The following is a 20,722-nucleotide window of genomic DNA, read 5'->3' as shown; positions in this document are numbered from 1 at the left end:
AAAATAGATCCATTATAATAACGAATTCATAATATTTTCAGGAATTTCAGGACTGATCGTGTATGAGTATTCAGGACAATCTTACAATCAACGAGAAAAAGGTCTTGCTTGCCCTCGAGGAAATAGGATCTGCTGCTCCCGAAAGGCTGGAGGAGAAATCAGGGCTGCAGGTGGATGCGGCAATGCAGGCAGCCTTCATGCTTGAGGAAAAAGGGCTGGTTTCAGTCTCCGAAAAGATGCTCGAACGTTATTCCCTTACAAAGGAAGGGAAAGAGTACACAAAAAACGGGCTTCCGGAGCGCCAGATTATTGACTTCCTGAAAAAACCTACCTCGCTTGAAGAACTAAGGAGCCATTTTTCTCCGCAAATGGTAGGGATTGCAACCGGCTGGCTCGTAAAAAAAGGATGGGCAAAAGTTGAAAACGGGGTAATGGTGCCGTCGGGAAAAGTCTATGCAGGAAAAGACGAAGAAACCCTTGCGGCTTTCACAGGCAAAGCAAAGACCCTTGAAGAGATCGGGTCCGACCAGGGAACAATAAAAGACCTGCTCAAACGTAAACTTATCATAAAACACGAAGAAAAATTCAGAACAGTATCCATAACTGATGCAGGAAATGCGCTTGCAGCCCAGGGGCTTGTTCTTGAAGAAGAAATTGCTCAGCTCACACCCGATTTACTGAAGAGCAGGGCCTGGAAGGGGAAAAAATTCAGGCCTTACCGTCTTGATATTACTCCCAAACCCCTTTACGGAGCCAAGATCCATCCTTACAGGCGCCTTATAGAGCAGATGCGCCAGATTTTCCTGGAAATGGGTTTTACCGAGATTAAAGGCGGGATCATCCAGAGTTCTTTCTGGAATTTCGATGCCCTTTTCCAGCCCCAGGACCACCCTGCAAGGGATATGCAAGATACCTTCCACCTGGACAGCACCTGCAAGCTTCCGGCTGAATACTTTGAAAAAGTTGCTGCAATGCACGAGCACGGAGGAGAAATTGATTCATGCGGCTGGGGCGGAACCTGGGATAAGGAACTTGCAAGACGCAATGTGCTGAGGACCCATACAACATCCGTTACTGTCAAGTATTTGGCTGACCACCCCAAATCGCCTGTAAAAGCTTTCTGCATTGACAGAGCTTACCGCAGGGAAACCATTGACCCTACCCACACCCCAGAATTCGAGCAGCTTGAAGGGGTTGTAATGGACAAAGATATGTCTTTTGCAGACCTGCTTGGCTTACTGGCAGAATTCTATCACAGGATGGGATTCGAAGAAGTCCGCTTCCGTCCCGGATATTTCCCATACACCGAACCAAGCGTGGAACCTGAGGTTTATGTGGACGGCCTGGGCTGGGTTGAACTTGGAGGTGCAGGCGTGTTCAGAAGAGAAGTTAGTGAACCCTTAGGTATTAAAGACCCTGTTCTTGCCTGGGGGCTCGGAGTCAGCCGACTTGCCATGCTGAAGCTCGGGCTTAAAGACCTCAGGCTCCTCTACCAGTCTGATATTGACTGGCTCAGAAAGAGTGAAGTTTGCAGGACCTGAAATCTGAATTGAGGGTTCATAACCTGAAACTCTCAGGTTAAAATTTTTATTTTTAACTTCAAATAAAAAGCTGCGGCCGGCAAGGCCATGAGAATTGGGGAGAGGGAAATATACCTTACGGGATTTTAGTTTCTAAGCATATTTTCTTTAGTAAATATATAATTACATAGTATACTAAATGGTGAAATCAGGCACGAATATATTGCATTAGCAAGTAAACTAAAAGGGGTAAATAATGACAGATATCCCATCAAAGACAGATATCCCATCAGAATCTGTGACTGCCCCTAAAGAATTGCCAAGTGCCCCGGAAGATAAGAAGGCAGTCGAATCACGTGGAGCAGCTACGAAAACTGGCATAGCAATCCAATACTGGCTTGAACTGATACCCTATCCTGCAGGCAGCGCAAGAAGTTTATGGCTCTTTGTTAACGATAATTGGAGACATCTGGACAACCCCGATCTTGGCACTCAGGTTTCTGTGCAGGATGCCTTTTGCAGGTGTTCGGAACGCCTGGAGGTTCTGGTCTGGTACTCCGAAGATGCAATTAAAGGACTTATAGTAAAAACAAAATAAATGAAAAGAAACGAATGAACGAAAAGAATGAAAAGAAATAACTGGGCTTTATCAGAATTTCTTTACTTTTTTGCTGAACAGGCAGTTCAATAAACGGGCTTTCAGGACTAATCTCAACTCGAATCCTTATACTTCAGGTCGCAGGCAACTTTCCTCCTTTTCTAACTTTTACCGTCTCATACCAAATTTTTTAAGGTATTTTACGGCTTAAAAAGATTTTTCCATGCTTTAACCCAAATAGAAAGGGCAAAAATACTGTTAAATAACTGCAAATCCTATTTTCCAGTATAAATTATTCGATAATGGAACACAAAAGAAGCAGAATCGGGGGGTGGGCTATGAACAGAGACAGGTATTGGGAAATCACGCGAAGCGATTGGTACGGAATAGCTCAGGTACTTTTTGCGTTCATAGCAGTAATCATGATATCATCTTTTTTCCTGCTTCCGGACTACTGGTATCTCTGGCTCACAATAATAACCGGGGGGCTTGTCCTGCTTGTAGTATGGCACGCAAAAAATTTTACCTATCTCTGTCCCGGATGCGGCGAAGTGTTCGAGGTTTCAACGCTTGAAGATTTCATCAGCCCCAATGGTGTGAATAAAAAGTACCTCAGGTGCCCGAGGTGTGGGAAACGGGCCTGGGCTGATATTCTGAGAATTAAAGAGGAAACTATCCTTAAGAAATAGCTGTTATCTGAAAGCTGATACACTGGATATATGAAAAGGAGAGGGAAACCTTAAGTCCTGGAAAAAAATTTCCGAAAACGAACTCTGAGGAAAGATGGAAAAGGAAAACAAAGGCCAGAAAAACAATCCAAATCTTCGTAACGGAGGAAATATTTCCCTCCTTCCAATTCTTGCTGTAAATTTCATAGGCACGCTCGGGTTCAGCATTGTACTCCCGTTTCTGGTTTTCCTGGTTAACCGACTTGGAGGGAACGCTTTCATTTACGGGCTGGCAAGTTCGATGTATCCGGCTTTTCAGCTAATAGGAGCCCCTATTCTGGGCAGGTGGTCTGATACTTACGGCCGTAAAAAGATCCTGTTTTTAAGCCAGCTAGGGACTCTGCTCTCATGGATTATCTTCCTTGGGGCTCTGTTTCTTCCGGTAATAAGTCTTTTTAAAATTAATTCCACAGTTTTGGGAACTTTTACCGTTACCCTGCCCCTTGTAGTGCTATTTTTCGCCAGAGCTCTTGACGGGCTGACCGGGGGAAATGTATCGGTAGCTAATGCTTATCTGACCGATATTACTACAGAATGGGATAGGAGCCGGAACTTCGGGAAGATGTCGATTTCCGAGAACCTGGGGTTTATAGCTGGGCCTGCCCTTGCCGGAGTATTGAGCGTAACAGAATATGGGGACGTAGCTCCTGTTCTGGGAGCAATAGTAATCTCAATTATTGGAACATTGCTGATCATATTTTATGTTCCCGAAAGTAAAGAGTGCACCCTTGAAGGGCCTGAAGAAGCTGAGAATATACGGAAAATTTTAGGTTATGAGATCAGGGAATGCATAACCACGACGGAGATAAATAAACCTGACTTCAGGGAGGTCTTGAGACTTCCATATATCCCCTATATGCTGGGCCTGTACTTTCTAATCGATCTTGGTTACAATGTATTCTACACAGCTTTTCCTCTGCACGCAATTTCGACTCTCAACTGGAGCATTGCGGAAATGGGCGTTTATTTTACGGTGTTGAGTGGGCTTTTGATAATCGTACAGAGTACTGTACTTCCCAGGGTTTCAAGAAAATATTCGGATGCAGCCCTTATAATCTTCGGAAGCTTGATGCTCGGTACGAATTTTCTGCTTCTCATCCCTGGAAATCTTTTCCTGACCTACCTTGCAGCAGGATTTTTCGCGCTTGGAGACGGGCTTATGTGGCCTTCCTTTCTCTCCCTTTTATCAAAAGTTGCAGGAAGAAAGTATCAGGGCACGATACAGGGCATTGCAAGCAGTTTCGGAGGCCTTGCCAGCATCACCGGACTTATCCTTGGCGGTCTTTTATACGAAATGCTTGCCGGAACTTCTTTCCTCATTGCATGCCTGGTAATTTACACCGTCTTTTTGCTTAACTTCCGGCTCAGGCATTTTGAGGAACAGATAAAGTACTGAATTGGAAACCCAGCTCAAAGAAGTTCATCACCTAGGTAAAGACTTCTGGAGATAGATTTAAATCACAGATTCTAAACTAAATTTCACATTTTAAATTAAAAGAATAAATTAAATAAAAAAGATAAATGTTTGAACCCGTATTTTACCAGAGTGTTATAAAGAAACTGGAAAGTAAAAGCGACATGCTTCTAGCGGCTCATTTCTTGAGTAAATCCCTTTCCAGCAACTTTCAGTGGGTTTTCGGATTTACAACTTTACATTTATCTTTTCCTTTTCTTTCCCATAAACCTGGAAATAAATCCAATTGCTACAGAAGCCAGTGTAGCTAAAGCAATTATCTTGTTTATACTGTGAAATATTCCTATCATTAAATCACCCCATCTTTAAAGTTTTAGCATTTATTGCTACAATCACGGTACTCAAGCTCATTAACACGGCACCCATAGCAGGGCTCAGTAAGATTCCGTATCCATAGAGTACCCCGGCTGCAAGAGGAATGGCAAAAACGTTGTATCCTGTTGCCCAGAGGAGATTTTGAAACATCTTGGAGTAAGTTTTCTTAGAAAGCCCGATTATATTAACCACATCCCTGGGATCGTTTTTTACCAGGACTATATCAGCGGTCTCGATCGCAACGTCCGTACCTGCTCCTATGGCTATCCCGACATCAGCCTGAGCCAGAGCAGGCGCATCGTTCACTCCGTCTCCAACCATGCCTGTGATGTACTGCGCCTGAACTTCTTTGACCTTCTCGGCTTTCTCATGAGGAAGGACTTCTGCGAAATAGTCGTCAAGCTCCAGTTCTCGGGATACCCAGGCTGCCACATAGCGATTATCTCCTGTAAGCATGAGGCATTTAATTCCCATGCTTTTAAGTTTTGAGATAGCTTCCCTGGACTCCTTCCTGACAATATCAGCAAGTGCAACGGCTCCAAGTACTCTGTCTTCCTCAAGTAGGAATACGACTGTCTTTCCCTGCGCTTCGATTTCTTCAATCTTTTGGTTTTTTAGAACTATTCCGTTCTCTTCAAGGTATCCAGGGCTCACAACAAGGAATTTCTTTCCTTCCACCAGGCCCCGTACCCCCTTTCCTGGAATTGAACTGAATTCTTCCACTAATTGAGTTTGCAGTCCTTTTTCCCGTGCACTTTCCAGGATTCCCATTGCAATGGGATGTTCCGAATTGGCTTCCAGGGAAGCTGCAAGGCTTAAGATTCTTTCATTATCTTTCCTGGGCCTGATTTCCTCGTCTGAAAGAGACACTACATCCGTAACCCCAAACCGTCCTTCAGTAAGTGTACCGGTTTTGTCAAAAATGATAGCCTGAAGATTGCGTGCTCTTTCAAAAGCCTGCCTATCCCTGATGAGAAGCCCGGATTTTGCAGCAATGGATGTTGAAACTGCAACTACCAGAGGAATTGCAAGCCCAAGGGCATGCGGACAGGTAATAACCATTACAGTGACTGCCCTTTCCAGTGCAAAGACAAGCTGGTGGCCGAAAAGAATCCAGAGAGCAAAAGTGAGAGCTCCGACAGTCAGAGCTATGATTGTAAGATACATAGCAGCGCGGTTTGCCAGATCCTGGGTTTTTGATTTGCTTTCCTGGGCAGCCCTGACAAGTTCGACAACCTGGTTGAGATAGGTATCTTTTCCGGTTTTTTCTACCCTGACGACAAAAGCCGCTTCCCCGTTAATTGAGCCGCCAATAACTTCATTTTCCGGTTTTTTCGTGACAGGCTTCGACTCCCCGGTAAGCATGGATTCGTTGACGCTGCTCGTCCCTTCCATAACAGTCCCGTCCACAGGCACCTTTTCTCCGGGCTTGATTAGAACCTTGTCCCCTACTTTTAGTTGATCAACCTCAATATCCACAACTTCACCATTTTTCTTCAGGTGGGCAATCGAAGGCATGATCTTTACCAGCTCCTCAAGGGCTCTTGAAGCTCCCATTACAGAACGCATCTCCAGCCAGTGCCCGAGCAGCATTACATCGATAAGGGTTACAAGCTCCCAGAAAAAAACCTCCCCATGCAGCCCGAAAACCACAGCCGAGCTGTAAAAATAGGCCACGCTGATTGCAATGGCTATAAGGGTCATCATGCCAGGCGACTTTTCAGAAAGCTCTTCTTTAATCCCCTTAAGAAATGGGTACCCACCGTAGAAATAAACGACCGACGAAAGCAAAAAGGTTATATAATCCGCACTTGGAACGCGGAGTTCAAAGTTGAAAAAGTCCTGAATCGTAGGCGAAAGCAGCAAAACCGGGAAAGTTAACACGAAAGAAACAATAAATCTCCTTCTGAAATCTTCAAGCATGCGGGTATGATGATTACCATGCCCTTTTCCACCCGTCGCCTCATGGCCTTCATGTTCCATTCCTTTGTGCTTCATTTCGCCATGCTGTTCATGGTCTTTATGTTCTATTTTTACATGTCTCATTTCTTCATGCTGTTCATATTTTCCCGATTTCTCTGCAATATGCATCGTTTGGCCTTCGGGATGACTCTGATGCACCATATTCTCGGTATATTTACTCCCGCTTTCTTCGTGAGATTTGTGGGAATTTCCTGACATTTTCCTTTTAGAATTATGTTTTTCATCGTGAGGTGAGAGCTCGTTTTCCCGAGTTTTAGAAATACTGGTGTCCACTCCTTTTTCTTCAGCCTTCATGTTTCCCTAATTCCCCTAATTCTAATTTTATTTCCAACTATATTATAATTTCTGATAATTTGAAAATAAAAGAACTAAGTGTCCTGAATCGAGAAAAAATAATGAACCCGAGAAAAAGGAATAAATTATTTTCTAAGACGAGGAGTGATATCGAAGCCTATTAGTATTAATTGTCAGAGTCAGCATGTCAAAAAGTCAAATGTTTTTGTGGGCTTACTCTGGTCTATCGGCTTACTTATCACAGAAAAACTCAAGAACGGAAACCGAAACTAAGCTACTTTAAGCCTTCTAAAGGGAAAATAAAGAAAAAATACGCGTGTGAGAAGATACTTAACGGTTCTGTGCTATCCGAACACTATGACGCACAGAGAGGACCAGAACAAAGAACAAAACAACGCTAAAGATCCCGATAAAAATAGCATCCCTAAAGGCTATGTCCAGAGGAATATAACTAACAGACCCATAATCCGGAGGCAAGAAAGTCATAATTTAATCTATGTATCCAAATATAATAAACTTGCCGAATTGTTTTACACAGGATAAAGAATAAATTAAGGTGATCAGGACTCAAAAACGAAATATAGGATTGTAGAAATCAGTATCAGCATGGCTTATTTCTTATAAGAACGTTCTGACACTGATCTCAATTTTTGTAGTTATCTGCATACGAAGATTGAGAGGGTAGAAAAGCCAAATGAGACATGCGTAGCAACCTATCAGTATTCAAACGCTGACCAGGAGAATATTAGACTAACGTTAATATGTTGCTTGAATATCCGAAATGTGAAAAAGAATTATGGAAATTCCAATAATAGGAGTAGAATTCATTGATAATGGGTACTTATTTATCTTTATCACTGTCATAAAATACAATTTTAACTTTTTCTTCTGTAATCAATCCCTTATTAATGATCTCGTCCAGCTTTGGTCTGACTCTGTCAATATTCTCTTCGAGATCAGCGACTTCAATAACTATTGGCAAATCAGTTGATAAACGTAGTATAGAAGTTGTATGAATGAGGCTTTGTTTTCCAAAACCTGTTATACCCCTGAAAACGGTTGCTCCGGCTATACCTTCTGCCTTTAGCATTTCAACAATATGCATATATAATGGCTTGCCTTTGTACCGGTCAGATTCTCCTATAAATATTCTTAGCAATATGGCTGTAGATTCCCTCTTCATTTGACTCCCCTCAATAATGTCAACTTGATCCGTTTTCATTTGATTCACCTGAATAAATAAGTGCCAAATCTCAGCGCTACAATCTTACCTAAATATACAGCCAACATGGACAATAATACTGTCGATACTACATTAATCGCCATTAATGCAAATTTAGAGTCATCAAGTAATCTGAAGGATTCATAGCCAAATGTTGATAATGTTGTATAGCCGCCTAGTACGCCAATTGTCAAAAATATCCTGGTTTCATCACTAAACAGGTCTTGGTATTCAGATAGATACATTATTAAGCCTATAAAAAAACTGCCAGTAGTGTTTATAAATAGCGTACCTACTGGGAAATTGACAAAACCGTTCTGTATCCATCCACCTAATATATACCTTAAAATAGCACCTATAAAGCCGCCTATACCTACCAATAAAATAGTATACACATTAAAACCTCAATAATTGATGTAGAAGTCATTAGCGTAAGCGGTTTAGACTGAAGAGTCCAGGCGGACTTCATCACCTATAGGATACCTTTTTCCTGCCATTAAATAAATAAATTACGCAAATATAAGAGTGAATACAAAAAAGTCAAGATCTCAGACTATGAACATCACATCACAAAAGAAGATAAGATGAATTTGCAAAAGGAATCTCATTAATGGAAATGTATGCAATTTTAATATTATCAAGCTTTACTGCCGCATTAATTTCGGGTGCTGCCGGCTTTGGCGGCGCGCTTTTGCTTCTGCCTGTGCTAACTTTGTACGCAGGTGCAGAGCTTGCGGTTCCGGTACTTACCATTGCGCAATTGATCGGCAACCTGTCAAGGATGGCATTTGGGTTAAACCAGATTGAATGGAAGAAAGTTTTCTTATTTTCTATAACGGCGGTTCCATTATCCGCACTTGGGGCTTTCGGATTTTCAATTAGCTCAAAAAACACGGTAACAAGGGTAATAGGTGCTGCTTTAATCTTATTTGTAATTTTAAGATATTTTAGGATATTAAAATTCAACCCGAATGATAAAACGCTTGTTCTCGGCGGGGCAGTAACCGGCTTTCTGTCCGGGCTTGCAGGAAGTGCCGGGCCGATTGGAGCTGCAATATTTCTTTCCTTTGGCTTGCCCCCGATAGCTTATATAGCAAGTGAAGCTGCAACCGCAACCGTAATGCACATAACTAAAATCCTCGTGTATGGCAAACTTGTGAATCTACCTCCAAACACTATTAATCTTGGATTCTTAATGGGGCTTGCCATGATATTTGGAACTTATGCAGCAAACCGCTTTATCAAGAAAATGAAAAAAGAAGTTTTTCAAAAATATGTGGCTATTCTCCTTTGCGTGGTTGGGGTTTATATGCTATTTAACCCATAACCTGAACTATAAATATATCAGATTAATTCTTGCCCGGAAAACTAAATCCGTTTCATGGCTTTTTACCGTTATTAAATAATGTTAATGCCTCATTTCGACAATTAGTGCTTTGAGACTGAATTAAAATCAGAAGAATATGTCACCAACCGCACAAAATTTGTTTTTGTATTTCTTTGCGATATATTTCTCTTTGATAATAGCTCGCTCCCATGAAACATATCAGCCGTGGGACACATACAGCGCCTGGAAGAGAAAGTCTCACAATATTAAACGCTTATTAGCAGGATGGATTATTTTATTCATTATACCGTTGTTACACTTCGCAATTTTATTTATTCTCCTTGGGTCAGTTGACATCCGGCTTGATATGACAATTAGCGGCATTTTAAACGTTGCCTTAATCAGTATTGGTTCATTTTTTGAATTCGGCTACTTCAGAATTTATGAAGCTTTTCTGCACAAATATTCTGACTCTTTTTTCGCTGATGAGGAGAGTATACAAAGAGAACTCTCAATTCGTTCGGATTTTTGGGCTCATTTTATACCTGGAACTTTATACGTGATAGTATCTACTTTGATGGTGATGATAGCGATCTATCGTTGAATCTGTCTCAAAATTCATTTATACTTAAACTTTTATGTTTGATTATCTTTTGAATGTTCATAACATCTAGTGTTTTCTTCTGAGTTCCTGTTTTCCTATATAAGATACCTAAAGGGATCTGTCAATTCTATGACGGAAGGACGATTACTGATTTTCAACTAGAAAATTTATCCTAGACTTGACAAAAACACTTTTGATTTTTGAAACAAAAATCAAAAATTCTAAATATAGAAACATGGTCATAAGTGTATATAATTCAGGAAGTTGCATTTATTAATTTTTTCCACTTTTAAATTATCACTTGGAGAGGTATGCGTATATTACTCTTTGAGATGATGGTTTTTATGAAGCAATCAGTGATTTCAGAAATCGAAACATATAAAAAATAATGCTTTATCCCACTTTGGATTTCGCGATAAAAAAAGGTGGCTTTAGAATGCAGGGCAAAAAAATCGTTCTGACAAGCGATCCCACCATGATGAGCACATATCACGGGGGAGCGATTCTTGGGTTTACAGCGACACTGCCAAAGTCGGTGCTGCCTGATTTTGCCTTCCGAAAGCTCTTCTGCCCTCCTATGGCTGCATCCTCGGACGGATCAGCCCTGCTCGCGCCCTGCGGCATGAGAAAAGTGGAGGCAGCCCTCTTGGAGGCCGGTTTTGATCGGTCCGAGGTGATGGTGGCCCATCCCGATTACCTTGATAAGGCCATCGGCCCAGAAACTGAGATAGTGGGAATAACCCACGACGATCCCCTCGGAAAAATCGCCTTACGCGAGATCGAGGAGATGATCGGGCGGGGTGAACCTCATAACAGGTCCAAGTTCCTGGCCCTGATAAACCATCCACTGATCAAAGAGCATAAGCCAAGGTTGGTGGTCGGCGGTATGGGAGCCTGGGAGCTGGTGGGCGAAGATGTACCAGTGGACCATGTTTTCCTGGGTGAGGGAGAGGGCGATTTTCCTAAAATCTGCCGATCTATTATTAACGGCGATGAGGTCCCAAAGGTAATCCGAGGAACAGCTGTGGCAGGAGGGAACATACCTGTGAACAGAGGCCCAACCATTGCCGGGATTGTGGAAGTCGGCAGGGGATGTTGGCGGGGATGTTCCTTCTGTTCTCCGAGCATGCGCACTCTCCGTTATAGACCCTTGGATAAAATCCTCGATGATGTAACGGTGAATCTAAAAGCAGGTCAAAGAGACATTGTTCTTCATTCCGAAGACGTCTTCACCTATGGCTCATCAGGCGCCAAGCTCGATGGAGAAAAGGTCAAGAAATTGTTCAGAGAGGTTAAGAGGCTGGGTCCGAGGACGGTGGATATATCCCATGTCAGTCTCGCCACGGTTTATCATAATCAAGATCTTCTTCGGGAAGTGTCCAAGATTGTAGGAATTGGCAGAGACCAGAAGTACATGTCTGCCTGGGTAGGGATAGAAACCGGAAGCTGCAGAATTCTTCAAATGCATATGCCAAGAAAAGCTGCGCCGGAAAATCCAGAGAACTGGCTCGAGATAGTCAGAGATTGCTATCGGCTTTTCGGAGAAGAGTCCTGGCTTCCTGTAGCCAGCCTTGTGCTTGGTCTCCCTGGCGAGACTGCCGATGATGTGCTCCAGACCATTGAACTCGTGGAGTCGCTGAAGGATTACACAGGGCTACTGATGCCGCTATTCTTTAGCTCCATGTCTGAAACGAGGCTTGGCGGCACGACCAGCTTTGGAAAGGATCGGGCTTTTCCTGAGCACTGGGAGCTGGTGGGACTTTGCTTGGAGTACAACCTTCGTCACCTGAAGGCTCTGCACCGGTTTTATAGTGAGAGGATGACCGCAGGGCCTGGAGTCCATGCAGTTCATAAAGGAATTACCCTTATTGCGGACGTGGCAATGAACAAGTATTTGAAGAGGATGAAAAGAGGAGAGCCCCCGAATTGATTGAAAAACAGAATAACGTTTGCTTAAAACCGGATTAATAGTTATTCAGAACGGACTCTCCCACATTCTTGTGATCGTCCTTGAGGGAGTATATATTGTGATTATATATTATGATCGCCCGGGAAGTTATTTATGCTAAGGATGCCCAGGCGGGTGTTTATGAGCCCCACCATTGCAGAGACACCCTATATCTGACCTCGAAGCTCTCTTTGCCCAGGAAGGTGAAGACGTCCTCGGTTGTGTAAGATCCATTACTTTTAAGAGGCTTGATTGATTCTAGAATCATACTTTTATCTGAAGCATTTTCTGAATGCGCATTCATGAAAAAAGGCATCCCGTGTTGATTAACAATCAGGCTAAGCCAAACGAACATGAAATTCTTCGAAAAACAGGCGCAAACAAATGAAAGTACTGTTCACTTTAACTTCAACGATGGTAAGGTTATGTCATTCTTTTTGTAAAAAGAGTAAACGCCTGTCATGCGGTTTTTGATTATTAGAGGCTCTAAATCTTGATTTTGCAGATGTTCTTTAAAGTCTATCAAATGACGCTTCAACTTGCTCTGCCTGGGTAGAACTTTTTCTTTGATGTTTTTCTCAACCTCAAATAAGAGCTCTTCGGGCGTCACGTTTAAAAATTCAGTGTAATATTGCATTGCAAAAGCGTATAGGCGTCGTGTTTCCGACTTTCGGTTTACCGAAGCGAGCCAGTCTTTGATCACAAGATCATTCCCAAGTTCTTTATACAACACTTTGTTCCCTACTAAGGGGATTTATGTGATTATTATATAAGTAACTCTAAGATTTCTTTTAATCACTTTAATCCTCAGTACTTCTGTAGTTGAATTAAAAATATCAATTTGAGATTTCAAAAATTCTTAATAATAATTTTCATATCAGACCATTTTTAAGAATGTTTTGTTTTTAAGTGAAAGGAGTAAATATATAGAAGGGAATAAAATATTCTTTATATTTTTCAGCTAGGGGAAAATAATCGAGCCTTTACTTGGTATAGAAGATGTGAATTGTCGGAATAGGACATGTCTGACATTAAGATAGGGGATAAAAATCCTTACAAAATGAGGTTTCTCTGGTATAAGTTAGGCTCATTAAATTCCTAACATGGTGATTTTTTAGAGGGGGAGGTATGGTGAAACAACATGTGTCGCTAATTTTAGCGTCAGTTTTCGTAATTATGACAGCCTGCTCAGCTATTGCGGTGGGCCAGAACTGGACTATGGTTAACTATGATGATTCCATGTCTAGACATAGTAATCAGACACAGATAGGAAAAGATAATGTAAATCAGCTAGAAGTCAAGTGGATTCTCAACACAGGATCTGTAATTGAGGATTCGCCTTTGATTATAGGAAAGACTGGATACGTTCAGAATAATAAGTACCAGGTAATTGCTTTCGATATTAACACTGGCCTGAACAAGTGGAAGTATGACCCAGAGGTAAAATCTCCTTCGCAGTCACATGGCATAGCCTACGACAATGAAGTAATTTATGCTCCAACTGGACCTAACGGGACTGTAATAGCCCTGAATGCCGAGAACGGCAGAAAGATCTGGGAATCGTCTGCTTTGCAACCTCTAGGAGGATCATTCGTTCTTACCTCACCTCCGCTTGTATGGAAAGATTGCATAATTCTTGGGTCCGCATTTGGAGATGTAGTTCTCCAAGGTGCTCCTGCTACAAAGGGGACAGTAACCGCCCTCAATAAAAAAACAGGCAAAATAGTATGGCAGATCAACACCACAGCAGGTGACTGGGTTAAAGGAAAGAATGCCAGTACTAATGGCGGTGCCACAGTATGGTCGGGTGGAGCAATAGATACTCAAAAAGGAATAGTCTATCTGCCCTGTGGCAACCCAGCACCTGACTTCGACGCATCCAGCAGACCTGGTGAGAATCTATATTCAAACAATGTAATTGCCGTTAACATTACTACTGGGAAGATTCTCTGGGCTACGCCCTTCGTAGCAGCAGGTACAGTGATAAATACCACTATTCCCGATACCCATGACTGGGATACTTGTTGGGGAACCAATCTGGCTACTATTAACTCTAGCAAGGGCCCCGAAAAGATAGTCATTGGCCACAATAAGAGAGGAGATATCATGGCAATGGATTCATCCACAGGAAAGCCGATCTGGTGGACAAATGTGGCTTATCTTTACCGCACAGACGTTCCAGCCATGCCAAACGGTAGCGGGGCGGTCTGGCCAAGTCCAAGCGGGGGAGTCATGGCATATTCAGCCTTTGACGAGAATACTGTCTATGTGGCTGTAACCAATCAGGGAATGAACTTCTTCAGCAGGCCTGGGGAAGGTCATGTTGAGCCTGCATTTGATTCCATGACAAATGGCATAGGAAATGGCTCTATCACTGCCCTTGACCTGAAGACCGGAGAGGTCAAGTGGAATCATAAAACGGATTTACCAACCTGGGTGTCTCCTCTAGTCACCAATGGAGTGGTATTCTCAGGTACCATCACGGCTGTAGGAAATGAAGTAACGGGTGTAACCTACCCCTTTGGCGACTATGGAGCCCCAACTGAAACATCACTAATAACATCGGGAATTCTCAGGGCGTATGATGCCGAAACTGGAAAAGAACTATGGAAATTCAATGTCGGAGCTCCGATTGGTATAGGCGGACCATCTATAGGAAATGGTATACTACTGGTTCCCACAGGAAATATTGCGGAAGTAGCCAACTCAGGAGGTTATATTGTTGCCTTCGAGCTTCCAGAAGAATAAATGAATATACAACTTGAGCGGCAGAAAATGAGCCGCTCAACGTTCTTTGTATATTAAGAAAGAAGTATTAAACCAAGAATAATTTTAACTTAATTTTATTTTTCTCGGCAATAATTAAAAATCTCCTGAAAAAGAAATCATAGCTTTGAATAAACAATTAAATCAGCTTCAAGAGGCTGAAAATGGAGAAGTAAAAATATATCAGGAAATTTATTCCAAGTTGACATAAGTTTAACATGTATTCTTTAAAAATTAGCATAATTTAGAGCCGCTAACCATACTCTGAACAGTTACATAAATTATATTTAAGAGAATCTTTGCAAAATTAGAAGATAATTTAGATGTTACATTAAAAATCATATAAGTATCTCGTTTCTTTGATGACTTTACCAGTACTATCTTTTTCTACGAATCTCATGATTTCTTTGTCATGGGTAACCATTGTGTTGCAGTAAGGGCATAACTCTGTATTTTTATACATTACAGAGTGCAGAAATGACTCTTCATCTTCAAACTGAAGAAGTTGTGAGCTGAACCACCTTTTACATTTTGTACATCTGACTTCGCAGTCTTTTTTGTTGTTCATTTTTTGTCATCTTCACATATGCTTTTAGTATTAATAAAATATTATCGAACTTATATATAATCAACGTGGCTGAAATTAGTTACACCGTAGTATTTGAAAAATAGGCTTACTCTAGCCTTTTCCATAGAGTTTTAAAACAAAGATCTTTACAGATTATAGGCAAGTTATAAAGAAAAACAAACGCCAAGTAAAAGACAAATATCGGATAAAATTCTAAAAAATTAGTTGGCTTAAAACTTAATTTTTTAGATAATTCTATATAGAAAGGAACATAATACAGTATAAAAAGGTGTACTTTAAATTTACAGCGTTTACAGTATTATTACGGTTCCGAAGTATGTTCACAAAACTTGACTTCTCACTAAATAGGGAATTTATTCTGGAATCGAAGCATTAGTTCCTGTAAATCTTCTCTGATTTAAGCATAGAATCACAAATTATCTTCAAATCAATTGAAAGGTAGTGAGCTCATAATAGAACAAAATTTTTATGATAATATCAATGTGCTAGAATGCATTGAGAGAGACGGGATAAAAATTGAGATCCTTCAATATAAAAATCTGCGAGGGCTTAGGGACGCTCGCCTTGCAAAAGATCTGTATAATCTTGAGAAAGTAGGAATGAGCCTCAAGCAGGTAAAAATTACTCTTCAAAACAGCTCGATAACTACCGAACCGGGAGCTCTTTACTTTCACAAAGGGAATATTTGTGTAGAGTGCCAGATAGGAGGAGTTGGAGGACTTGCGAAGAAATTAATTAAGAATTCACTGACCGAGGAAGCTGCCTTCACTCCTACTTATTCAGGTACTGGAGAGATTTTCCTTGAGCCAAGTTTCGGCCATTTTATATTGATGGAACTGGATAATGATCCGATTATTGTAGATAAGGGAATTTTCTACTGCTGTGAAAGCGGAGTCAGTGTAGAAGTTTCGTCCCAGAAGAACCTATCATCAGGGTTATTTGGAGGAGAAGGCTGGTTTCAGACCAAACTCAGTGGAAAGGGCCTATGTGTTCTTGCAATCCCAGTGCCTCTAAGTGAGGTTTTGAAATATGAGCTCAATAATGAAAGACTGAAAGTCGATGGAAACTTCGTATTCCTAAGATCATCTTCTATCAAATTTACGGTTGAGAGATCTGCAAAGAAATTGGTTGGAAATCTGACCAGTGGAGAAGGAGCCCTCCATACCTATGAAGGCACTGGAAAAGTCTGGATGGCTCCCACGCAGTCCGTGTATAAAACACTTGTACAGTCTAACTATTCATCTACTGCAAATCGTATTGGAGACAGTAATGAAGGCTGATTTTAATTATCTTGTACTTACGGGATCCTGAGAGATTAAGAATGGCTCAAAAATAGGAGAAGATAAAAACTTAAAGGTGAATTCATCAAAAAAAGATTGGAGAATTAATATCTCCTGAAGTATTGTCTATTAAAATAAATTTCCTGCACAGGAGTTTTCTTTTTCTTTGTGGTATTTATCCCGAGAATGGCATAAGGAGTGCAGTGTCTCAGGATTGAGCTAACGAGTCCCATAAAAGCTATTGCCGCAACAATCCACTTCCAGTGAGATCTTTTTACAAGGCCTGTTGACAGTGCAAGAGTTGCAAGTACTCCATATATGGTTCGGAACAGGAGATCAAAGCCTCCTACATTTTCTTCCAGAAACAGTTTTTTGAGATTCATCGGACAAAAACCCCTTATAAGCCCTCTTACATACTTATAGGTCCTTCAATATATAGTATTATTCTGTTTGTATTCCCTTAGTGTTATGTTCACAGATGTTCGCAGTATGTTCGTACTATACTTACAATATATTTGTGTTAGATTTGTGTTAGATTTGCAGTATCTTTGCAATGTGCTTTTATTATGATTATATGCCCAAAAAGTCTGAAGAGAAATTATGTAAACCCCCGAAAAGGTTGATACCCGAAAAATCACAAAATATATAACAAGAGATGGAAGGTTTCTAATTATGCCTGAAATAAAACTTGACAGATCGATCTCATATCTCGAAGGCACACAGAGAGTATATGACGAAGCCACAACCCTGGAAAACACTAAAAACGAGATAAAAAAGATAGGCGTTACCCGAATTGCAGATATTACAAACCTTGACAGGCTTGGAATCCCTATTTTCTCGGCAATCCGCCCCAGTGCCGCGAAGGGAGCGATCAGTATTTACTCAGGCAAGGGCTCGACCGAGCAGAGGGCCCGGATTTCGGCGATAATGGAGAGCTTTGAGCGCTGCCTGGCAGAAAGGCCTAGCCTGAACGCAAATATTAAAGGTGAGATTTCCGCCCCGGTTCTTGTGGAATCCTATATCAGAGCCACAGAAAGCTGTACAGTGCTCGACCCGGCAACGCTGCTTCTGCCCCAGCCTTATCTTCCCCAATCTTTGCTCGAATGGGTTGGAGCATACGATTTGATGAACAAAGAAGAAGTGTTTGTAAGCTCCAATTCGGTTTACCATCCCTACGACTCGCCTGGACAGTGCCAGAAACTTTTCCTGAGCAATACCAATGGGCTGGCGTCCGGAAACGTGATTGAGGAAGCTATTCTCCACGGGATGCTCGAGGTTATAGAAAGGGACGCAATCAGCATAGCACAGTTTTCCCGCAATCTCGGGAAAGAAATCGTGCTGACTGAAGAAGATGGGTACCTGTACGAGCTTGCCAGCAAATTCAAAGATGCAGGAATAGAACTCAAAGTCTGGCTGGTTCCGAGCGATACCGGCATTCCGACAGTAATTGCGGCAACTGACGACTTAAAACTCAAAGATCCGGCACTTCTTGTCATGGGGGCAGGTTCCCACCTGAAACCCGAAATTGCGGTTGCGAGAGCTATAACCGAAGCTGCCCAGTCACGAGTAGTCCAGATCCAGGGAGCCAGAGAAGATACGGATAGAGAAGGTTTTATCCGAAGTGTGGGATATGACCGCATGAAACGTTTGAACCGATTCTGGTTCGAAGAAGGAGAAAAAATTTCCCTTTCAGAAGTACAGGACCTGTCCAGGAAAAGCCCTGCAGAAAATATCGATGTGATATTCGAAAAACTTAAGGGTCTTGCCGAAAGGGTTCTGGTAGTAGACCTCTCAAGAGAAGAAGTTAAAGTGCCAGTTGTCCGAGTAATAATTCCCGGATTTGAACTTTTCACTATTGACAGGGACCGGAAAGGAAAAAGAATCGGGTCCCAAAGGAAGAAAGAATTCTCCAGAAACAAAAATGAGAAGCCGTGGAAGAGACGATGAAAGCAAGGGCGGTAATCTTTACAGGCAACAGCATCAGCCATGAGGACGCAAGAAAAATCCTCAAGGCAAATTACCAGCCTCCTGTACGCAGGTTCCAGCTTGAAAAATTCGTCCAGAAAGGGTATAAGGTCATAGGAATAATAGACGGGATCTTTTTTGACAGGGCTGCTGTAGGGCACAGAGAGATTCTATCTGCTCTTGATGCAGGCGTAAAGGTAGTAGGAGGCGCCAGCATGGGAGCTCTCCGAGCTTCGGAACTGGATACCCACGGGATGATAGGAGTAGGAAAGGTTTACGAATGGTACAGGGATGGTGTAATTGAATCCGACGATGAAGTCGCAGTAAGCACAAATCCTGATACTTTCGAACCTATTTCCGTGCCCCTTGTCAATATAAGGGAAACGCTGGAAGCTGCATTCGCCTCAGGACTTGTGAGCGAAGAAGAGCATGAAGGTCTCCTGAAGCTTGCAATTGACACCTATTACCCTGACCGGAGCTATTTCGGGCTTGTAAAAGAAGGGGCTAAAAGAGGACTGATCCCGGAAGAGAAGAAAAAATCCGTTCTGGATTTTTGTATAGGCAATGAGGTTGACGTAAAAAGGGAAGATGCAGTCCTTGTGCTTGAAACCGTAAAAAAGCTGATCGAAGAAGCTTGAAACTTCAAACTTCTCTTTTCAGACCTCTCCCGATCAGCAGTTTCTAATTTTCAGACTTTTTTCAGCGTTTTCTTTTTCCGGCGTTTTTTTCAGCGCCTTACAATGTAAAGCCTGATGATGTACAGACTTGCAATCAAGACAAGGAAGTTGTAAACAGCCCTGAAAATTGGTATATATTGATACTCAAACCAGATTTCAATTACCTGCTCTATGGAGAAATAGAGCTGGAAAGTGGCTACAAGCAGAAGCAGCATTGAAATAAAGAAGATTCCTTTTTTGAAATTCTCCCGCAGGTCTGACACTTTTTCCGCTTTTGGCTCTGGTCTCATGTCTAAGGTTTCACTCACAAAAAACGCCTCCTGAGAATTGCTGCCGAACATAGCAGGACTGCAGATAAAGATAGACTGAACCCTGGCGAACTTTCTTTTTTAGCCGTAGATTCCTCCTCAGGAACCATTTCGGGTTCCACCGCATTTTCGAATTTACTTGTCTGGATTTCCCGAGCCTGAGTAGTATTTCTGTCTTTGACCTCAATTATGGGGCTGAGCTGAATATAACCTTCTCCACGCTCGACTATTGTGTCATTGTTCCAGATCAGAACTTCGACAATGTAATTGTACTGGTCAGGCATTGTCAGATTGACAGTCTGGATAGCTGTGGCTTCGGGTCTAATTTCTCCTGTGTGTGTCCAGACTTTATCCGCAAGGAGTCCGGCATCCATTTCGCGGACCTTAACGAGCATACGAAAATCCTTGCTGGTTTCCCTGCCTTCATTTGTCAGATAGATATCATTTTCAACAAGGACTTTCCCGCCTTCCACTTTTTTCACCCTGAAATCCATTTCGGGAATTCCAAGCCCTGTTTCCTGTACATCAGCAGGCAGAGCATCCAGATTGTAAACCTTGATTTCGCCATTGCCTTTCTGCATATTTTCCTCAAAAATAACACTCTGGAGATCGTATCCTCCGGTTTTCGGAAGGGTTAGAATCTGACTCACTGATTTCGTATCACCTTTCTTTAGCACTCCAAGTTCTATCTTCTTTTGTATTTCAAGCAGCCCACTTTCCTGGCTATAGGCTTTAAGGAGGAGCGAGGTATTCTTCGCACTGTCGCCCTGAGTTTTTTCGATATATGTTGTGACGTTCAGGTCTATGAAAGCCGCTCCTGTACGTTCTGCTGAGATGTCCATATCCTTAACATTGTAGTAGCTATCTTCTTCAAAACTCTTGACACAGCCACTTCCGAAGGTGAAAGCAATAATGAAGAATATTAAGAAAAAACTTTCCAAAAATAAGACTTGAGCCGACCTGGTTCCCAATTTTCTCAAACTCTGCCCTCCTCTTTAATAATTATATTTTAAAGTATATACTTTTTGCCTTCGTAGACACACCTCAATTTCTTTGGAAAATAATTGGATGAAAATTATTAATATGAATACATCAATATTCAAATAGGGAGTAATATGAGGTGG

The 20,722-nt window shown here is 41.9% G+C and carries 21 protein-coding genes and 1 riboswitch; of the genes, 11 read left to right on the top strand and 10 right to left on the bottom strand.

Features of this window, described 5'->3' with window-relative positions; genetic code table 11:
• Window positions 1-62: 62 nt before the first annotated feature.
• The 4 genes from BP621_RS15235 to BP621_RS15220 all read left to right on the top strand — a co-directional run bounded on the left by BP621_RS15235 (window position 63) and on the right by BP621_RS15220 (window position 4,242).
• A complete protein-coding gene (locus BP621_RS15235) occupies window positions 63-1,541 on the top strand; it encodes a phenylalanine--tRNA ligase subunit alpha (protein ID WP_292391432.1) in 1,479 nt (492 codons plus the stop codon).
• 235 nt (window positions 1,542-1,776) lie between these two features.
• Entirely contained in the window at window positions 1,777-2,118 is a 342-nt protein-coding gene (locus BP621_RS15230) for a hypothetical protein (protein ID WP_292391431.1), read from the top strand.
• Between the two features lie 338 nt (window positions 2,119-2,456).
• A complete protein-coding gene (locus tag BP621_RS15225) occupies window positions 2,457-2,807 on the top strand; it encodes a hypothetical protein (RefSeq protein ID WP_292391430.1) in 351 nt (116 codons plus the stop codon).
• A gap of 94 nt (window positions 2,808-2,901) precedes the next feature.
• Window positions 2,902-4,242, top strand: coding sequence for an MFS transporter (locus BP621_RS15220; protein ID WP_292391429.1), 1,341 nt, complete (start codon window positions 2,902-2,904; stop codon window positions 4,240-4,242).
• Between the two features lie 372 nt (window positions 4,243-4,614).
• Here BP621_RS15220 and BP621_RS15215 read toward each other — a convergent pair whose 3' ends face one another.
• On the bottom strand, window positions 4,615-6,912 hold the full coding sequence (locus tag BP621_RS15215; protein ID WP_292391428.1) for a heavy metal translocating P-type ATPase: 2,298 nt from the start codon (window positions 6,910-6,912) through the stop codon (window positions 4,615-4,617).
• Between the two features lie 357 nt (window positions 6,913-7,269).
• Here BP621_RS15215 and BP621_RS15210 point away from each other — a divergent pair, with 357 nt between their 5' ends.
• The gene (locus BP621_RS15210) at window positions 7,270-7,455 is read left to right on the top strand and encodes a hypothetical protein (RefSeq protein ID WP_292391427.1); all 186 of its coding nucleotides are present in this window, start codon (window positions 7,270-7,272) and stop codon (window positions 7,453-7,455) included.
• A gap of 298 nt (window positions 7,456-7,753) precedes the next feature.
• Here the strand turns inward: BP621_RS15210 and BP621_RS15205 are convergent, their stop codons facing one another.
• The gene (locus tag BP621_RS15205) at window positions 7,754-8,134 is read right to left on the bottom strand and encodes a DUF190 domain-containing protein (RefSeq protein ID WP_292391425.1); all 381 of its coding nucleotides are present in this window, start codon (window positions 8,132-8,134) and stop codon (window positions 7,754-7,756) included.
• Between the two features lie 5 nt (window positions 8,135-8,139).
• Entirely contained in the window at window positions 8,140-8,529 is a 390-nt protein-coding gene (gene crcB / locus BP621_RS15200; RefSeq protein ID WP_292391424.1) for a fluoride efflux transporter CrcB, read from the bottom strand.
• Window positions 8,530-8,544: 15 nt separating this feature from the next.
• A riboswitch (Fluoride riboswitch) is annotated at window positions 8,545-8,616 on the bottom strand.
• Window positions 8,617-8,744: 128 nt separating this feature from the next.
• Between crcB and BP621_RS15195 the strand changes: the two genes are divergently transcribed.
• Window positions 8,745-9,461: a sulfite exporter TauE/SafE family protein gene (locus BP621_RS15195; RefSeq protein WP_292391423.1), complete on the top strand. Its 717-nt coding sequence runs from the start codon at window positions 8,745-8,747 to the stop codon at window positions 9,459-9,461.
• Window positions 9,462-10,554: 1,093 nt separating this feature from the next.
• Here the strand turns inward: BP621_RS15195 and BP621_RS15190 are convergent.
• Window positions 10,555-10,689, bottom strand: coding sequence for a hypothetical protein (locus BP621_RS15190; protein WP_292391421.1), 135 nt, complete (start codon window positions 10,687-10,689; stop codon window positions 10,555-10,557).
• 163 nt (window positions 10,690-10,852) lie between these two features.
• Between BP621_RS15190 and BP621_RS15185 the strand changes: the two genes are divergently transcribed.
• Complete coding sequence (locus BP621_RS15185) at window positions 10,853-11,995, top strand: B12-binding domain-containing radical SAM protein (protein WP_292391420.1); 1,143 nt, start codon at window positions 10,853-10,855, stop codon at window positions 11,993-11,995.
• Between the two features lie 101 nt (window positions 11,996-12,096).
• Here BP621_RS15185 and BP621_RS15180 read toward each other — a convergent pair whose 3' ends face one another.
• Genes BP621_RS15180 through BP621_RS15170 form a run of 3 tightly spaced genes read right to left on the bottom strand, consistent with a single transcriptional unit; the run spans window position 12,097 to window position 12,743 of the window.
• On the bottom strand, window positions 12,097-12,168 hold the full coding sequence (locus BP621_RS15180; RefSeq protein WP_292391501.1) for a hypothetical protein: 72 nt from the start codon (window positions 12,166-12,168) through the stop codon (window positions 12,097-12,099).
• A complete protein-coding gene (locus BP621_RS15175) occupies window positions 12,153-12,368 on the bottom strand; it encodes a hypothetical protein (protein WP_292391504.1) in 216 nt (71 codons plus the stop codon). Before BP621_RS15175 ends, BP621_RS15180 begins: the two co-directional genes overlap by 16 nt.
• Window positions 12,369-12,410: 42 nt before the next feature.
• A complete protein-coding gene (locus BP621_RS15170; protein WP_292391419.1) occupies window positions 12,411-12,743 on the bottom strand; it encodes a hypothetical protein in 333 nt (110 codons plus the stop codon).
• A 398-nt stretch (window positions 12,744-13,141) separates the two neighbouring features.
• On the opposite strand from BP621_RS15170, the gene BP621_RS15165 reads away from it, so the two are divergent.
• Together BP621_RS15165 and BP621_RS15160 are read left to right on the top strand one after the other, a co-directional pair.
• Window positions 13,142-14,761 carry a PQQ-binding-like beta-propeller repeat protein gene (locus BP621_RS15165; protein WP_292391418.1) on the top strand — a complete coding sequence of 540 codons (1,620 nt, stop codon included), beginning with the start codon at window positions 13,142-13,144 and terminating at the stop codon, window positions 14,759-14,761.
• Between the two features lie 1,089 nt (window positions 14,762-15,850).
• Entirely contained in the window at window positions 15,851-16,648 is a 798-nt protein-coding gene (locus BP621_RS15160) for an AIM24 family protein (protein ID WP_292391416.1), read from the top strand.
• A 104-nt stretch (window positions 16,649-16,752) separates the two neighbouring features.
• Here BP621_RS15160 and BP621_RS15155 read toward each other — a convergent pair whose 3' ends face one another.
• The gene (locus tag BP621_RS15155; protein ID WP_292391414.1) at window positions 16,753-17,031 is read right to left on the bottom strand and encodes a YgaP family membrane protein; all 279 of its coding nucleotides are present in this window, start codon (window positions 17,029-17,031) and stop codon (window positions 16,753-16,755) included.
• A 289-nt stretch (window positions 17,032-17,320) separates the two neighbouring features.
• Here BP621_RS15155 and BP621_RS15150 point away from each other — a divergent pair, with 289 nt between their 5' ends.
• Complete coding sequence (locus tag BP621_RS15150) at window positions 17,321-18,595, top strand: YcaO-related McrA-glycine thioamidation protein (protein ID WP_292391413.1); 1,275 nt, start codon at window positions 17,321-17,323, stop codon at window positions 18,593-18,595.
• On the top strand, window positions 18,592-19,251 hold the full coding sequence (locus BP621_RS15145; protein WP_394339318.1) for a TfuA-related McrA-glycine thioamidation protein: 660 nt from the start codon (window positions 18,592-18,594) through the stop codon (window positions 19,249-19,251). The genes BP621_RS15150 and BP621_RS15145 overlap by 4 nt, the downstream gene beginning before the upstream one ends.
• Before the next feature lie 89 nt (window positions 19,252-19,340).
• On the opposite strand, the gene BP621_RS15140 is transcribed toward BP621_RS15145, so the two are convergent.
• Both BP621_RS15140 and BP621_RS15135 read right to left on the bottom strand, forming a co-directional pair.
• A complete protein-coding gene (locus tag BP621_RS15140) occupies window positions 19,341-19,598 on the bottom strand; it encodes a hypothetical protein (RefSeq protein WP_292391410.1) in 258 nt (85 codons plus the stop codon).
• Window positions 19,595-20,578, bottom strand: coding sequence for a DUF7490 domain-containing protein (locus tag BP621_RS15135; protein ID WP_292391409.1), 984 nt, complete (start codon window positions 20,576-20,578; stop codon window positions 19,595-19,597). Before BP621_RS15135 ends, BP621_RS15140 begins: the two co-directional genes overlap by 4 nt.
• Window positions 20,579-20,722: the final 144 nt, after the last annotated feature.

The organism is Methanosarcina sp. UBA5, assembly GCF_002505485.1.
In the GTDB taxonomy this organism is placed as follows: Archaea; Halobacteriota; Methanosarcinia; order Methanosarcinales; family Methanosarcinaceae; genus Methanosarcina.
The sequence above is the reverse complement of the archived record's forward strand: the minus strand, read 5'-3'. Positions and strand labels throughout refer to the sequence as shown.

Coding starts and splice junctions, on each gene's coding strand:
- BP621_RS15235 (WP_292391432.1), top strand. CDS start 63: ATGAGTATTCAGGACAATCTTACAATCAACGAGAAAAAGGTCTTGCTT.
- BP621_RS15230 (WP_292391431.1), top strand. CDS start 1,777: ATGACAGATATCCCATCAAAGACAGATATCCCATCAGAATCTGTGACT.
- BP621_RS15225 (WP_292391430.1), top strand. CDS start 2,457: ATGAACAGAGACAGGTATTGGGAAATCACGCGAAGCGATTGGTACGGA.
- BP621_RS15220 (WP_292391429.1), top strand. CDS start 2,902: ATGGAAAAGGAAAACAAAGGCCAGAAAAACAATCCAAATCTTCGTAAC.
- BP621_RS15215 (WP_292391428.1), bottom strand. CDS start 6,912: ATGAAGGCTGAAGAAAAAGGAGTGGACACCAGTATTTCTAAAACTCGG.
- BP621_RS15210 (WP_292391427.1), top strand. CDS start 7,270: ATGACGCACAGAGAGGACCAGAACAAAGAACAAAACAACGCTAAAGAT.
- BP621_RS15205 (WP_292391425.1), bottom strand. CDS start 8,134: ATGAAAACGGATCAAGTTGACATTATTGAGGGGAGTCAAATGAAGAGG.
- BP621_RS15195 (WP_292391423.1), top strand. CDS start 8,745: ATGGAAATGTATGCAATTTTAATATTATCAAGCTTTACTGCCGCATTA.
- BP621_RS15190 (WP_292391421.1), bottom strand. CDS start 10,689: ATGCCGCAGGGCGCGAGCAGGGCTGATCCGTCCGAGGATGCAGCCATA.
- BP621_RS15185 (WP_292391420.1), top strand. CDS start 10,853: ATGATCGGGCGGGGTGAACCTCATAACAGGTCCAAGTTCCTGGCCCTG.
- BP621_RS15175 (WP_292391504.1), bottom strand. CDS start 12,368: ATGTTCGTTTGGCTTAGCCTGATTGTTAATCAACACGGGATGCCTTTT.
- BP621_RS15165 (WP_292391418.1), top strand. CDS start 13,142: ATGGTGAAACAACATGTGTCGCTAATTTTAGCGTCAGTTTTCGTAATT.
- BP621_RS15155 (WP_292391414.1), bottom strand. CDS start 17,031: ATGAATCTCAAAAAACTGTTTCTGGAAGAAAATGTAGGAGGCTTTGAT.
- BP621_RS15150 (WP_292391413.1), top strand. CDS start 17,321: ATGCCTGAAATAAAACTTGACAGATCGATCTCATATCTCGAAGGCACA.
- BP621_RS15145 (WP_394339318.1), top strand. CDS start 18,592: ATGAAAGCAAGGGCGGTAATCTTTACAGGCAACAGCATCAGCCATGAG.